This window comes from Agrobacterium vitis, from assembly GCF_037039395.1.
GTDB classification, from domain to species: domain Bacteria; phylum Pseudomonadota; class Alphaproteobacteria; order Rhizobiales; family Rhizobiaceae; genus Allorhizobium; species Allorhizobium vitis_E.
The window spans coordinates 1,077,477-1,090,959 of record NZ_CP146242.1 but is presented as its reverse complement, the minus strand read 5'-3'; the positions used below and the strand labels follow the sequence as shown (position 1 = coordinate 1,090,959).

The following is a 13,483-nucleotide window of genomic DNA, read 5'->3' as shown; positions in this document are numbered from 1 at the left end:
CTCAGCCGCGCCAATACAACACGCAGACCAGCGTGAAGAGCCGCCGGGCACTGTCGAAATCGAGATTGATCTTGTCTTTCAGCCGGTCTTTCAGAGTTTGCGAGCCATCGTTATGAATGCCGCGCCGTCCCATATCGATGGCCTCGATGTGGCTGGGTGTGGAGGAGCGGATCGCCTCGTAATAGCTTTCGCAGATCATGAAATAGTCTTTGATGATCCGCCTGAGTGGTGTCAGCGACAGGATATGAGTGGCGACAGCCTCGCCTTCCTGAGTGGTGATGGTAAACACCAGCCGGGAATTCACCAGGGACAGGCTAAGGCGATAAGGTCCACCTGGATGACCGACTGGCTCGAAAGAGTTTTCCTCGATCAGATCGAAAATCGCCACTGCCCGCTCATGCTCGACATCGGGCGTCGAGCGCCCGATCGTTTCATCGAGAACGACATCGAAAAGCTTGAAGTCGCCCTTGGCCATCAGCTAGTCCTCAAGATTGAGCCGAATGGCGACGGATCTGGCATGGGCATCCAGCCCTTCGCTCTTGGCCAAGGCGATTGCTGCAGGCGCCAATTGCCTAAGCTGTTGCGGGCCTAGCCGCAGGATCGAGGTGCGCTTGACGAAATCCAGCACCGACAGGCCGGAGGAAAACCGCGCCGAACGGGCCGTTGGCAGGACGTGGTTGGAGCCGCCGACATAATCGCCGATCACTTCCGGCGTATGGCGACCGATGAAGATCGCGCCGGCATTGCGAATGCCCGCCATCAGCGCATCGGGATCGGCAACTGCCAGCTCCAGATGCTCGGCGGCGATGCGGTTGGCAAGCGGCACGGAAGCACCAAGGTTCGGGACAATGACCAGCGCGCCAAAATCCTGCCAACTGGCGCTGGCGGTCTCGCTGCGGCTCAGCGTTTTCAGCTGCCGCTCGACGGCGGCCTCAACCGCCTTGGCAAAGTCCGGACTGTCGGTAATCAGGATCGACTGAGCGCCCCGGTCGTGTTCGGCCTGCGCCAGCAGATCGGCGGCAATCCAGTCGGGGTCATTATCTTTGTCGGCGATGACAAGCACTTCCGAAGGGCCGGCAATCATGTCGATGCCGACTGTGCCGAACACATGGCGCTTGGCGGCGGCCACATAGGCATTGCCGGGGCCGACGATCTTGGCGACCGGTTCGATGGTTTCCGTACCATAGGCGAGTGCGGCGACAGCCTGAGCGCCACCGATCCGGTAGATTTCCGTCACGTCAGCAATTTTTGCCGCAGCCAGCACCGTGGGATTGATGGCGCCGCCGGAGGCGGGCACGACCATGACGACGCGCGGCACGCCAGCAACGCGGGCCGGAACGGCATTCATCAGCACAGAACTGGGATAGCTTGCCGTGCCGCCCGGCACATAGAGGCCAACAGCATCAATGGCCGTCCAGCGGGAGCCGAGACCGACACCGATGGCGTCTTCGTAGATATCGTCCTTGGGCATCTGGCGGGCGTGGTGGCGCTCAATGCGCTCTGCGGCAAGATGCAGCGCATCGATAAGCTCGGGCGAGACCTCGGCAAAGGCGGCGTCGATTTCAGTTGCGGTGACGCGCATGGGTGTGACTGCGAAATCCAGCCCATCGAACCGATGCGAATACTCCGCCAAGGCAGCATCGCCGCGCGCCCGCACATCGTCGATAATGGTTTTGACGACTGCGTTTACATCCTCGGACACTTCCCGCTTGGTGGTGAGAAATGCGGTAAACCGCGCCTCGAAATCGTCCGATGCCTGCTCAAGCCAAACTGCCACTGCGCCTTCTTCCTTCTTACCGGCCTGCCTTATCCATCAGGCTCCGGCCATCAAGCTCCGGGATGCCGGGGCCTTGAAGTGGTTTCCCACGCGCCGCCGGTATCTGCAAGCTGTACTTCAATGCATTCAACATCCAAAGCAATGGTGGCGCCCGCCGCGCATACCAGTTCCACCCGACCTTCAGGGCCATCTCCCTTGCCCTCTCCCTTAGGGGTGAAGGTTACGGCCAGCAGGTTCATCACCTGGTCCTTATCTGTCTGGCTTATGCCGATGGAGCGCACCGCCTGCACCCGCTTGATGGTGAGTAAGGCCCGGCGGCGCTCGAAGCTCTTGGCGCGGCGAAATATTCCGCCGCCTTTTCCGGCTTTTTCCCAGACGAAACGGTTGACGGCGACGGAAAACACCCCGGACTTTGCCGCATAATCCACATCGGCTGGTTTGAACACCGCATCCTGCATATGGGCAGACAGAATGGCGAGATCTTCCTCGTCCAGCGATAGAAGCTTGAGATCGGTCATGCGCATGGCCCCACTATTGCAATTGCTCTTGCAGATAGGTTGCCCGCCGTCATTAAGCAACGGGCAGCCTTGCTTGAAGAGCTTGAAATATCTGGGTGCTCAGTCGCTGATTCGTTCCACAATCGCACCGCAGCGGGTCAGCTTTTCTTCCAGCCGCTCGAAGCCGCGGTCCAGATGATAGACTCGGTTGACCAATGTCTCGCCCTCGGCGGCAAGGCCAGCGATGACCAGTGAGACAGAGGCGCGCAGATCGGTCGCCATGACTGGCGCGCCTCGTAGGCGCTGTACGCCTTCGATACGGGCGGTCTGGCCGCTGAGCGTGATCTTGGCACCGAGCCGCGCCAGTTCCTGCACATGCATGAAGCGGTTTTCGAAAATCGTTTCCGTCACATGCGCCACGCCCTGGGCGCGGGTCATCAGACCCATGAACTGCGCCTGCAAGTCGGTCGGGAAGCCCGGAAACGGTTCGGTGACGATATCGACCGGGCGAATGGCGTCACCATGGCCGATGACGCGAATGCCATCCTTGATGGCGGAAACCTCGGCGCCAGCCCGGCGCAATGCCTCGACGGCGGTGTCGAGCAGGGCGATATCGGTGCCTTCCAGGGTGACATCGCCGCCGGTCATGGCGACGGCCATGGCATAGGTGCCGGTCTCGATCCGGTCCGGCAGAACACGGTGGCGGGCGCCAGATAGGCTGGTAACACCCTCAATGGTGATGGTGGCTGTGCCCTGGCCGGTGATTCTCGCGCCCATGGCGTTCAGGCAATTGGCAAGATCCACCACTTCCGGCTCACGCGCCGCATTGTGGATCACCGTTGTGCCGCGTGCCAGCGATGCCGCCATCAGCATGACGTGGGTGGCGCCAACGGAAACCTTGGGGAATGTATAGCTCGCGCCAATCAAGCCGCCCTTTGGAGCCGTGGCTTCGATATAGCCGCTGTCGATCTCCATTGTGGCGCCCAGCGCGCGAAGGCCGTCGATGAACAGATCGACCGGGCGGGTGCCGATGGCACAGCCACCGGGCAGTGAGACGCGGGCCTTGCCCTCACGGGCCAGCAATGGGCCGATCACCCAGAAGCTGGCGCGCATCTTGGAGACCAGCTCATAGGGCGCATTGGTATCGACGATGGTGCGGCAGGTGAAGTGAATGGTGCGAGAATAGCTGCCGGACTGGCGCTCGCGCCGTCCATTGACGGCAATGTCGACGCCATGATTGCCCAGAATGCGCAGTAGAAGCTCGACATCGGCCAGATGCGGCACGTTTTCCAGCGTCAGCGTGTCGCTGGTCAGGAGCGAGGCGATCATCAAGGGCAGGGCAGCGTTTTTGGCGCCGGAAATAGGAATGATGCCGTTAAGGGCGTTGCCGCCGACAATCCTGATACGATCCATAAAGAGTGATCAGGGGGCAAGGCCTGCCCCCGCCTTTCTTGGTTTGAAGAGTGTGTCGCGCCATGACAGCAATGAGAGGCACTGCAATACACGCGGTGTTTAGAGGAAAACCGCCAGCCGTTCAATTCGCCGTTTCAGGTTTCGCTGTTTCACGTTTCAGTGTCATCCGGTTGGGGCAAATGTGCGGCGGGCAGTCCATCTGTTTCATCGGCGCCGCCAGCCCGGCGCGCCCGCGCCTGACTTTTGCGGCGCATCAGGTTTTCCCGCAATTTCTGAGCCGCCCGCTCACGCCGGCGCTCTGCCTGCGCCTGGGTGTTCAGCGTGGCAATCCGCTTGGCTTCTGCCACGCGCTCGGCCTTGGATGTATCGGTCTCGTCTGTCATGGCGGCGTCATAGCGCAAATGTGGATAAACCGGAAGATAGGCAAGGTTTTGCTATTTTATTCGCCCAACGACGTTTTGCTGCTTGCGCGCCCCGCCATCCTGTGGCAATAGCCCACTCGTTCCGCAGCGGCACAGTCCGCTTCGCCAGATGCTGCTATAGCTCAGGGGTAGAGCACTCCCTTGGTAAGGGAGAGGCCGAGAGTTCAAATCTCTCTAGCAGCACCATTTCATCCCATTGAAATTACTAGAGCACTTGCATTGCTGGTTGCTGCCACAAATGTAGCGCGAGAGCGTGGAGCAAAGTGGCTGCATGTCGATTTCCAGCCGCATCTGACTTCGTTCTACCGTAATTGCGGCTTCAGGCATACCGAAGCAGGACTTATGGAGCTGAAGTGAGACGTTCCACCTGACCGGAGGCTTGCCGCAAAACCTCTTGCCTTCATTGGATTTTTCTCTGCGTCGCAGGACCATAAGTGGAAAATTCCAGATTCAAATGTCCTAAGCTAATGAGGCACGGTCACAGGAAAGAGGGGCACAATTAGAAACCCCAGTCCATGATTGAAAAAACGGCTGCGGATGTCTCTCATGATGACAGCGTACATCACGTCAATTTTCTGTTTCAGCGCCGTCTTAGCAGGGTTCACTTAATCGGTCCTGCCCTGACCTTCACCATGCCGTAACAAAACCTGAATTCAGTCGAGCTTCTTGCGAACAATCAGCACCGTTCCGCAAGCTGCGCCACAGATAGCACCAAAGGCCAGCAAACTCAGGAGCAGGTTTAGACCAGTACTTGGATATTTATTGGTGTCAGGCAGCGTTGAATCGGTAAAACTGTCAAGATAGACAAGTTGCAGAGAGCTGACCAGCTTCACTTTCTCGAAGTCGCTGATTGCCGATTTCATTCGGCTTTCTGCCATTTTCAGGTCAAGGTTAAGCTTTTCGAATACGCTGGAATAATCGGCGAGATTACCGTCTGCGCCTGTCGAAACGCCCGCAGTTTTAGCCCGCATGCTTTTGGATTGTTCCTCGAGCGCAGCGATACGCCGGTCAATCTCAGCCACTTGGGGAGAACTCGCACTGACGCTCTGGCTGAGGGCCATGCGACGGCTTTTCAGATCGGCAATACTCGATTCGATATTGGTCAACACGGTAATGATGCTGGTGGCCGACAGATCCACATCGAAAACGCCTGTTTGATTCTGCGTATCGCGAAGCTTCCCACGCAGTCTCACCGACTTCCTTCGTTGCATTGTCCACATCCCGCTGTGTCGAAACCAGAAGGTCATCCCACATGCCCGCACTCAGTTTATTGATCTGCTGCTCGGAAAGTTTCAGGACCAATTTTGACAGGTCGTGCGCTTCTTGTGGTGTGAAAGCCGTGACCTCCAGCTCAACGATGCCGCTTTTCGTGTTTACCGAGGCACTATATCGCTTTTTCCAATATTTGAGGATGTCGTCCTGGGTGGCGTCTTCGCGAAGACGAGAAAATCTATCAATGTCGTCTCGACCATAAATTTTGTGAAGATCGACAGATTTTTGCAAATCCTGGATGATCGCCGGACTGTTGAGATAGTTCAGGAGGATAGCGGTGTCCTGAACAATTTTCATCTTTGGTTCGACCGTATCGCTCGAATACCGATCGCGAGACAGATACGGAACGGAGGAGCGCACAATGAACCGCACTTCCGAGGCATAGCCGGGGCTGGCAAGAAAAGCATAGTAAAGGATGCTGGCACTCATCGGCAGCACGAATGTCGCACCGATAAAGATCATCAAGATGACGGCAAACACCCGGTCGCGTGTACGCGGCGCAAGACCTGCAAGCCGATAGAGATTGCGGCGGCTGCGGTTTTCGAATGTCAGGGCGCGCGCATAGGAACTCAGCGCAGAGGCCAGTTTTTGGCTGCGCGCAAGCACGGGAGGCAGGTCTGCCTCCAGCATTTTCTTGTCGTCCGTCACTGTTTTCTCTGACACGTCTTCCACTTTTCCTGACAACCCTAGCGATTCAGTCGCATATATGTGGCGATACCCTCTTCGACACTATCGAATTGCACCATATGACCGTCAATTAACACAAGAGCGACATCGCAATAATCCTTAATCGTGTCCATGTCGTGGGAGATCATGATGACATCGGATTTTGTACGCCTTGCCCTGAAGGCTTCACGACAGCGTCTTTGGAAATTCGAGTCGCCGACAGCCGTGATTTCGTCGACAAGATAACAATCGAACTCGATGGCCATGGAGAGGCCGAATGCAAAGCGTGCCATCATCCCGGACGAATAGGTGCGCAGCGGTTCGTTCAGATAGCTGCCAATTTCGGCAAATTCGGCGACAAAGCGCAGCACTCGGTGAAAATCCTCGCCATAGGCCCTGGCGACGAATTTCAGGTTTTCCTTTCCGCTCAACATGTGGTTCAGGCCATTGGCGAAACCGAGCGGCCAGGAAACCCGTACCTGTCGATGAATGCGCCCCTTGTTTGGCAATTCCGCACCCGAGATGAGCCGCATCGTGGTCGACTTCCCGGCACCGTTCACCCCAAGCAGTCCATAGGAACGCCCGGCGGTAAACTGCATGCTCTGATTGCGCAGGATAAACCGGCGATGAGCCGCTGTCTTGTAATATTTCGTCACGTTTTCAAGAGTGATCATCGTCAGGCCTTATGATCCTCGATAGACATCCAGACCAGAGTTGCTGTCATCCAAAGCGTGAAGAGGCCAGCAGACAGGATGAGCCATGCGGAAAAACGTTCTGGGTATTTTGACTTTTCCGGCGCATGCGAATCCGAGAAAATAGAAACGAACGTGGTTCGTTTCAGTGCCGTGGATTTTGCAGTATCGAGATTTTTGACCGTGGCCTCGTAAAGCGCCTGGGTTACGATCCGCCGTGTCTCCAGCCTTGAAAATTCGATCATGCTGCTCGAAAGCTGCGTTTGATCGTTGATATCCTTGCCCGCCAGGCTGTTCTGGCGCAATTGTATCTGATCGTCTATTGCCTGAATCGACCGGCGAAGCTCTCTGCCACGCGCTGTATTGTCCGCTTTGGCGGCTTCGAGGGATTTCAGATCGATTGTCAGATTCAATTTCTGCTCGGTCAGTTTGGAGATGATCGTGCTGACCATTTTTGCGGATGAAACCGGATCGAGAATACCTGTCTTGTTCTGATATTCCCGTAGATCGTCCAGCGCCTTGCGATAGTCTTCAAGGCTGCCGATCAAGTCGTGCTCGACCCGGTTGACCAGATCGCTCTTGGCCTTGTCGGAAATCTTGCTGATCATTTCATCGGCGGCGGCGAGGGCCGCCTTGGATATGCTGACCGAATCCTCGGGCGAAAAGGCTCGAACGGTAAAAATGATAATCCCGGACGGGCCATCGACATAGGTATCGACATGCTGCATCCAGTATTTATGAAGGTCCTCGGATGTTGGCTCGCTGGACAGACGCGATAGCGGGTCGATTTCATCTTTCAGGAAAAATTTGCGTAGCCCGATTTCGGTGTCGAGCTTCCTGACGATCTGAGGCGACTTCAGGTAATTGGCGACGATGTAGGAGTCCTGAGTCAGCGAATCGCCGCCGATGATCGAGCGGCCTTCTCTTTGCTCAGACGTGTCGAAACGTTCGCTGACGCCGATGGTGCGAACAATCATGCGGGTCTCGGAAATATACTGGCCGCTGGCAATCAGGAAATAATAGATCGCTGCAAAAACACTCGGCACCAGCACGAACGTAATAAGAGAGTTTTTCTTGGTGAAAAACAGGCCAAGCAGCCTCCCGACAATACCTTTCTCAGACAAGCCAGGGGTGCCAGCTTGTCCTCGATTGGTCTTTTGGGCATCATGAACGGGAAACCCGACTTCAAGGCTCATATTGCGTTCCTGTTGGCGCAAGCGATGCGGAAACATCCTTTGTCCGTAACGGTCATACCCTTTTGCTCATATATTCTCAATTGCCTCGTCTCAACAGGCAACAGCCATGGTGGCTCATTACTGCTTCGCAGGTCGCATTTCGATGCGAAGGTCAAGCAGTCTCTGCCGCTCACAGACCGATCCCACTTATTTTGCTGATATCATCGGTAGATATGGCGTTAACGTGGCGTGAGAGAAATTGTAATGTCACGTTTGCGTTTCAGGACGATTTAGGACTTGAACAGTCTATTATCAAGCGACAGGCGATCGGTTAAAAAACCGGGAAGCTTTTCGTGATTGGCTCCAAGGCAATGCCCGGCGACGAGTGCGATGCGTTGCGTGGCCCGTTTCAGCCTGTCCTTAAAGGTAATTGTTCCATAGGCCGGATCGATCTTCTGGCGAAAAGCCTGGAAGGTAAACTTTCCCATCCCGGCCAGAGCCTGGCTCAGGTGCGGCGATAGTCGGTAGCCGAAATACCGGGTGAAGTTGCGGGATTCGTCGAAAGCCCGGCGAATTTGCTCGATGAAACTGTAGTCATGGGAATGATAGACCACCGCGTCTGGCGCATAGGCTTTCCAATAGCCGGCCTCGATAATGCTTTTTGCCCATAATTGATCTTCGGCAAACTCCACATCGGGGTAGGGAAAGCGTTCCCACACGGATTTGCGCATCAGGGAATTATTGTCGGAGTAAAAATGCAGCACTTGTCGCCAGCCTTCATCGGCCTGATAGCGGGCCGGATCAAGGTCCTTATGAACGATCAGCGGATGATGCAGGAAGCCTCGGAAATGCTGATCAAGATCGCTTTTGGTAAAAGGCGAAGCGGTATCGTAGGCGATATGGCGTCCGAACACGCCAGCGATCCGGGGGTCCTGTTCTGCGACCTCAACCAGGCGCGCCAGCCAATGGGCATCGACAGGCTCTGCATCATGGGTGAGAAAGGCGACGAACTCGGCATCGGCTGCCTCAATACCGAGATTGCGGGTTTTGCCATGGCCGAAGTCACGCGGATCGATTTCAATCAGCTTTACCCGCTCCAGGCTCCGCAGATATTCTTTCGTGCCATCACGAGACCCTGAATCGATGGCGATGATCTCATAAGGCCAGGGTGTTTGTTGGTGAAGCACCTTTTCCATCACCTTTGGCAGGACCGCCATGGCATTCTTTGTCGGGATAACCACGGCGCAATGGTATTTCCTCATGATTTTGGCCCTTGCTGCGCGCCGTGGGCGACGCGTTCCCGGATCGCGGCCTCGACGAGACGCGCTGATTTTTCCCAGGATAGGTCCTTCACATAATCGAGGCCGCCTTGCCGAAGACGCTCACGCTCCTCAGGCTGCTTGAGCAGACGCTCGATCTGATCGGCAATGCCCTCCGGTGTCGGGTCGGCGAAGGCCATGGTCTTGTCAGGAAAGATCGAGCGGACGGTATCGAGATCGAGATCGATGACGGGAAGCCCGCAGGCCATCATTTCCTTGTTGACCAGCGAATGATTGGTGGCGGAAAACACCACGCCAACGGTTGCCTCGCGATAAAGCTCCGCCAGTTGCTCACCCTTCAGAATGCCAAGATCGCGATAGGGAAAGTCAACCTTGAGCTTGCCCAGGGGCCAGCCAAAGAAATCGACTTCAAAATCGACATTGCGCTTTCTCAGGATATCGAGAGCCATGAAAGCAAGCTCAACAGCGCGACGTGGCGTGACATAGCGGGCATAGAGGGCAATGCGCTTGCTGCGGCGCTTCTTCGTGCCGGTGCCGAGATTGTAGATACCGGCATCATAGGCCAATGGCCAGGACGCCGACCATCGTCCATATTGCTGCGACATGCGCTTGTGCAGCCAATCGCCGGCGCACAGACAATCGAAATCGAAACGGTAGGTTGCCTCCGTGAGCAGGGCTTCCGTACCCGACGGATAGAAGGACGGTTCGTAATCCTGCACCAAATAGAATTTGCGGGTAAATTGCTGCATGGCGTTGACGGGATAGCAGGTAAAGCGATCCGTCGCGATCAAGGCATCGCCTTCGGCCTGCGGAGTTGTACCGCTAAAGAGTTCGAGCGATCCGGAAAACGGTTGAAAATGGTTATTGATCGTTTCGAGAGCGGCCTCGGCGGTTTTATGAACAGTCGGATTTTGCACGAGGAAGCGGACATCATGGCCAAACCGTTCCAGATAGCTGGCGATGCGGAAAATCGTCATGTGGCCACCCGCTCCAGGTTTAAAGTCCGGGATGACCCAGGTGATGCGAAGCCGAGACATGGACATGCTATCCACCGGGGGGACCCGCCTGAAGGCTGGTAGCTTACAAAGGACTTGAGGTAGTCGATCTGCCGTTCAATTGGCGTCTTTTTGTACTTGGCTGGCCCCAGAGAAGACCAGAGATACCGGGCTATAGACGCTAAATTCACTAGGGCGGTCTCCTCAGGCTTTCCAGTTGGCAGCTTCGAAGTGGAATGATTATCTGCTTTTCGACCACGACTTTGCAAAGTCAATCGTCAGTCCATGCTTGCCTTTACCACAGGGACGATACGAGAAACCAGTCTGCAAAAAACGTTGGAATTGCGGATATATCAGGCATTTGGCGGATTTGAGACGTGTCCGGCCTTTTTAGGCAGCAGGCATCCTTGGCCAATATGGCAAGTACCTATCCTGCTCTCAACCCTGTCGCCCTGGGCCGAAATGGGCGCGACAGGGCGCGCAAGTCATGCCATAAGGCGCGCAAAATCATCTTTTCCGGGCTGAAGCGACATGATCCGCATTGAAAATATCTCCAAGCAGAACAGCCATCGCCTGTTGTTCATCGAGGCCTCCGCCGCCCTGAACAAGGGGGAGAAGATTGGCCTGGTCGGTCCGAATGGCGCGGGCAAGACCACGCTGTTTCGGATGATCACTGGCGAAGAATTGCCTGATGAAGGCCAGGTTTCGACTGAAAAAGGCGTCACCATCGGTTATTTCAACCAGGATGTCGGCGAAATGTCCGGGCGTTCGGCAGTCGCCGAGGTGATGGATGGGGCCGGGCCGGTCAGCACGGTGGCGGCAGAACTGCGCGAGCTGGAAGGCGCCATGTCGGACCCAGACCGAATGGATGACATGGATGCGATCATCGAGCGCTACGGCGAGGTTCAGGCCCGCTACGAAGAGCTGGATGGCTATGCTCTGGAGGGCCGGGCGCGCGAGGTGCTGGATGGGTTGAGTTTTTCCCAGGAGATGATGGATGGCGACGTCGGCAAGCTGTCGGGTGGCTGGAAAATGCGCGTGGCACTGGCGCGTATTCTATTGATGCGGCCCGATGTGATGCTGCTTGACGAGCCGAGCAACCATCTCGATCTCGAAAGCCTGATCTGGCTGGAAAGTTTTCTGAAGAATTACGATGGCGCGCTGCTGATGACCTCGCATGACCGCGAATTCATGAACCGGATCGTCACGAAGATTATCGAGATCGATGGCGGTTCGCTGACCAGCTATTCCGGTGACTATGGCTTTTACGAGGGCCAGCGCGCCCAGAATGAGAAGCAGCAGCAGGCGCAATTCGAGCGTCAGCAGGCGATGCTGGCCAAGGAAATCAAGTTCATCGAGCGTTTCAAGGCGCGCGCCTCCCATGCGGCCCAGGTGCAGAGCCGGGTGAAGAAACTCGACAAGATCGATCGGGTCGAGCCGCCGCGCCGCCGGCAGACGGTGGCGTTCGACTTCCTGCCCGCGCCACGCTCCGGCGATGACGTCATCAATATCAAGAATGTCCACAAGGCCTATGGCAGCCGGACGATTTATCAGGGGCTGGATTTCATGGTCCGCCGGCGCGAACGCTGGTGCATCATGGGCATCAATGGGGCTGGAAAATCGACGCTGTTAAAGCTGGTTGCCGGCACGACCGAGCCGGATCAAGGCACGGTCAGCATCGGTGCCAGTGTCAAGCTCGGCTATTTCGCCCAGCATGCCATGGACGTGCTGGATGGCGACAGCACCGTATTGCAATGGCTGGAGGAAAGCTTTCCGAAGGCAGGGCAGGCGCCGCTCCGGGCATTGGCCGGTTGCTTCGGCTTTTCCGGTGACGATGTCGAAAAGCGCTGCCGGGTACTGTCTGGCGGCGAGAAGGCCCGGTTGGTGATGGCGGCCATGCTGTTCGACCCGCCAAATCTCCTCGTTCTGGACGAACCGACCAACCATCTGGATCTCGACACCAAGGAAATGCTGATCAAGGCGCTGTCTGCCTATGAAGGCACCATGCTGTTTGTCAGCCATGACCGGCATTTTCTGGCCGCCCTGTCCAACCGCGTCCTGGAACTGACGCCGGATGGCATCCATCAATATGGCGGCGGTTACACGGAATATGTGGCGCGCACCGGCCAGGAAGCGCCGGGCCTGCACGCTGCATAATCTACAGCGAACCTTTGTGCGCCATATAATACGAAGAGTCATTGAAGATGACTCTTCGAGCCTTGGTATAAGGCGCACGGCGCTGTAGCGGTTAACCACGCTTGTCGGGGCGAATGGTGCTGCGCAGCTCCACCAGCCGGTTCAGCGTTTCCAGCGTCCGTTCCGGTTTGAGAGCGGAAAGCGCCAGCGCCAGGGTTTCGATTACCATCAGCGAGGGCGCATGCAACGCCACCTGCTCGCTTTTGGCGCGCGGAACGACGAGGCTGACGCTGGCGTGCTGGCGCAGCACGCTTTCGGCCTGTCCCAGCACCAGGATCAGCGGTATGTCGAGCCGTTTGGCCTCGGAAATCACCGTCATGGCTTCGCGATGCGGACGGCCATGCAGCAGCATGACCAGCACATGGCCGGTGCCAAGTCCGAGCAATTGTTCGGCCAGCGAAATTCCTGTGGTGTTAAGAGCGTAGGACGGAAACCCGGAGCGGGAAAACAGCCGGGCGCCGTAACTGGCGATAATGCCGGATGCGCCGATGCCGAAAACCCCGATGGCGCGGGCCTCGGCCATCAGCAAAGCGGCTTTGGAAAGGGCGGCCCGGTTTTCTGGGCTTGCCAGCGCCGCCAGGGCAGTCTGCTGGTTTTCCAGCACGAAATCCACGGCAGCATCGCTATTGCCGCTGATGCCATCCGTGGTCGCGGCCATTTTTTCAATGGGGGAATCGGTTTCGCCCAGATAGGCTTTCAACGTTTCCTTCAGGTCGACCAGGCCGCGAAAGCCCAGCGCCTGAATGGCGCGGATCACCGTTGCGTCGGATGTGCCGGTCTCGAAGGCGATTTCCAGCGCCGATTTGCTCAACACCGCATGGCGATGCCCATCGATATAATCGGCTACGGTCAGCAGACCAGGTGAAAGCTGATCGCGGCGCTTTTTCAGCCGGTCGCCATAACGGTCGATGCGCCGTGATCTGCCGGTCCGTTCACCCTGCCTGCCCATTGCTTGGCTGTGCTCCTGATCCTGTAGTAGTCGCCGGCATCGATTGTCCAGGCCGGGCATTTCTCCACAAAAACCGTTGAATCCTAACCGCAAAGGGCAGGCTTTCCACCCGGTTTTCCGTCTCTACGCGGCTTTAGCGGTCTTTTTGC

General features: G+C 56.8%; 13 protein-coding genes, 1 tRNA gene and 1 pseudogene. 3 read left to right on the top strand and 12 right to left on the bottom strand.

Annotated elements, in window-relative coordinates:
* Window position 1 precedes the first annotated feature (1 nt).
* The 5 genes from V6582_RS07775 to V6582_RS07755 all read right to left on the bottom strand — a co-directional run bounded on the left by V6582_RS07775 (window position 2) and on the right by V6582_RS07755 (window position 4,070).
* Entirely contained in the window at window positions 2-475 is a 474-nt protein-coding gene (locus tag V6582_RS07775; RefSeq protein ID WP_156631961.1) for a UPF0262 family protein, read from the bottom strand.
* A gap of 3 nt (window positions 476-478) precedes the next feature.
* Window positions 479-1,777: a histidinol dehydrogenase gene (gene hisD / locus V6582_RS07770; RefSeq protein WP_337739264.1), complete on the bottom strand. Its 1,299-nt coding sequence runs from the start codon at window positions 1,775-1,777 to the stop codon at window positions 479-481.
* Between the two features lie 50 nt (window positions 1,778-1,827).
* Window positions 1,828-2,295, bottom strand: a complete 468-nt coding sequence (locus tag V6582_RS07765; protein WP_156631960.1) for a DUF2948 family protein — start codon at window positions 2,293-2,295, stop codon at window positions 1,828-1,830.
* A 99-nt stretch (window positions 2,296-2,394) separates the two neighbouring features.
* On the bottom strand, window positions 2,395-3,687 hold the full coding sequence (gene murA / locus V6582_RS07760) for a UDP-N-acetylglucosamine 1-carboxyvinyltransferase (protein WP_156631959.1): 1,293 nt from the start codon (window positions 3,685-3,687) through the stop codon (window positions 2,395-2,397).
* Between the two features lie 149 nt (window positions 3,688-3,836).
* The gene (locus V6582_RS07755) at window positions 3,837-4,070 is read right to left on the bottom strand and encodes a hypothetical protein (RefSeq protein ID WP_156631958.1); all 234 of its coding nucleotides are present in this window, start codon (window positions 4,068-4,070) and stop codon (window positions 3,837-3,839) included.
* A gap of 150 nt (window positions 4,071-4,220) precedes the next feature.
* On the opposite strand from V6582_RS07755, the gene V6582_RS07750 reads away from it, so the two are divergent.
* Window positions 4,221-4,295, top strand: a tRNA-Thr gene (locus tag V6582_RS07750).
* Window positions 4,296-4,340: 45 nt separating this feature from the next.
* A pseudogene (locus V6582_RS07745) lies at window positions 4,341-4,466 on the top strand (GNAT family N-acetyltransferase); the annotation flags it as partial.
* Between the two features lie 296 nt (window positions 4,467-4,762).
* Here V6582_RS07745 and V6582_RS07740 read toward each other — a convergent pair.
* From V6582_RS07740 to V6582_RS07715, 6 genes are all read right to left on the bottom strand, one after another.
* A complete protein-coding gene (locus V6582_RS07740; protein ID WP_349508942.1) occupies window positions 4,763-5,131 on the bottom strand; it encodes a hypothetical protein in 369 nt (122 codons plus the stop codon).
* Window positions 5,124-6,029 (bottom strand): hypothetical protein, encoded by a 906-nt coding sequence (locus V6582_RS07735; protein WP_349508941.1) that lies wholly within the window; start codon window positions 6,027-6,029, stop codon window positions 5,124-5,126. The genes V6582_RS07740 and V6582_RS07735 overlap by 8 nt, the downstream gene beginning before the upstream one ends.
* A gap of 38 nt (window positions 6,030-6,067) precedes the next feature.
* Window positions 6,068-6,721 carry an ABC transporter ATP-binding protein gene (locus tag V6582_RS07730; RefSeq protein WP_156631956.1) on the bottom strand — a complete coding sequence of 218 codons (654 nt, stop codon included), beginning with the start codon at window positions 6,719-6,721 and terminating at the stop codon, window positions 6,068-6,070.
* Between the two features lie 2 nt (window positions 6,722-6,723).
* Entirely contained in the window at window positions 6,724-7,935 is a 1,212-nt protein-coding gene (locus V6582_RS07725) for a hypothetical protein (protein WP_156631955.1), read from the bottom strand.
* A 269-nt stretch (window positions 7,936-8,204) separates the two neighbouring features.
* A complete protein-coding gene (locus tag V6582_RS07720) occupies window positions 8,205-9,176 on the bottom strand; it encodes a glycosyltransferase family 2 protein (protein WP_156631954.1) in 972 nt (323 codons plus the stop codon).
* Entirely contained in the window at window positions 9,173-10,231 is a 1,059-nt protein-coding gene (locus V6582_RS07715) for a glycosyltransferase family 4 protein (protein ID WP_197434383.1), read from the bottom strand. Before V6582_RS07715 ends, V6582_RS07720 begins: the two co-directional genes overlap by 4 nt.
* Before the next feature lie 489 nt (window positions 10,232-10,720).
* On the opposite strand from V6582_RS07715, the gene V6582_RS07710 reads away from it, so the two are divergent.
* Window positions 10,721-12,346 carry an ABC-F family ATP-binding cassette domain-containing protein gene (locus tag V6582_RS07710; protein ID WP_156631952.1) on the top strand — a complete coding sequence of 542 codons (1,626 nt, stop codon included), beginning with the start codon at window positions 10,721-10,723 and terminating at the stop codon, window positions 12,344-12,346.
* Window positions 12,347-12,437: 91 nt separating this feature from the next.
* On the opposite strand, the gene V6582_RS07705 is transcribed toward V6582_RS07710, so the two are convergent.
* A complete protein-coding gene (locus V6582_RS07705) occupies window positions 12,438-13,334 on the bottom strand; it encodes a MurR/RpiR family transcriptional regulator (RefSeq protein WP_156631951.1) in 897 nt (298 codons plus the stop codon).
* Window positions 13,335-13,483: the final 149 nt, after the last annotated feature.

Bases quoted from the DNA above. Each gene is read 5' to 3' on its own strand.
- V6582_RS07775 (WP_156631961.1), bottom strand. From the start codon at position 475: ATGGCCAAGGGCGACTTCAAGCTTTTCGATGTCGTTCTCGATGAAACG.
- V6582_RS07765 (WP_156631960.1), bottom strand. From the start codon at position 2,295: ATGACCGATCTCAAGCTTCTATCGCTGGACGAGGAAGATCTCGCCATT.
- murA (WP_156631959.1), bottom strand. From the start codon at position 3,687: ATGGATCGTATCAGGATTGTCGGCGGCAACGCCCTTAACGGCATCATT.
- V6582_RS07755 (WP_156631958.1), bottom strand. From the start codon at position 4,070: ATGACAGACGAGACCGATACATCCAAGGCCGAGCGCGTGGCAGAAGCC.
- V6582_RS07730 (WP_156631956.1), bottom strand. From the start codon at position 6,721: ATGATCACTCTTGAAAACGTGACGAAATATTACAAGACAGCGGCTCAT.
- V6582_RS07725 (WP_156631955.1), bottom strand. From the start codon at position 7,935: ATGAGCCTTGAAGTCGGGTTTCCCGTTCATGATGCCCAAAAGACCAAT.
- V6582_RS07720 (WP_156631954.1), bottom strand. From the start codon at position 9,176: ATGAGGAAATACCATTGCGCCGTGGTTATCCCGACAAAGAATGCCATG.
- V6582_RS07715 (WP_197434383.1), bottom strand. From the start codon at position 10,231: ATGTCTCGGCTTCGCATCACCTGGGTCATCCCGGACTTTAAACCTGGA.
- V6582_RS07710 (WP_156631952.1), top strand. From the start codon at position 10,721: ATGATCCGCATTGAAAATATCTCCAAGCAGAACAGCCATCGCCTGTTG.
- V6582_RS07705 (WP_156631951.1), bottom strand. From the start codon at position 13,334: ATGGGCAGGCAGGGTGAACGGACCGGCAGATCACGGCGCATCGACCGT.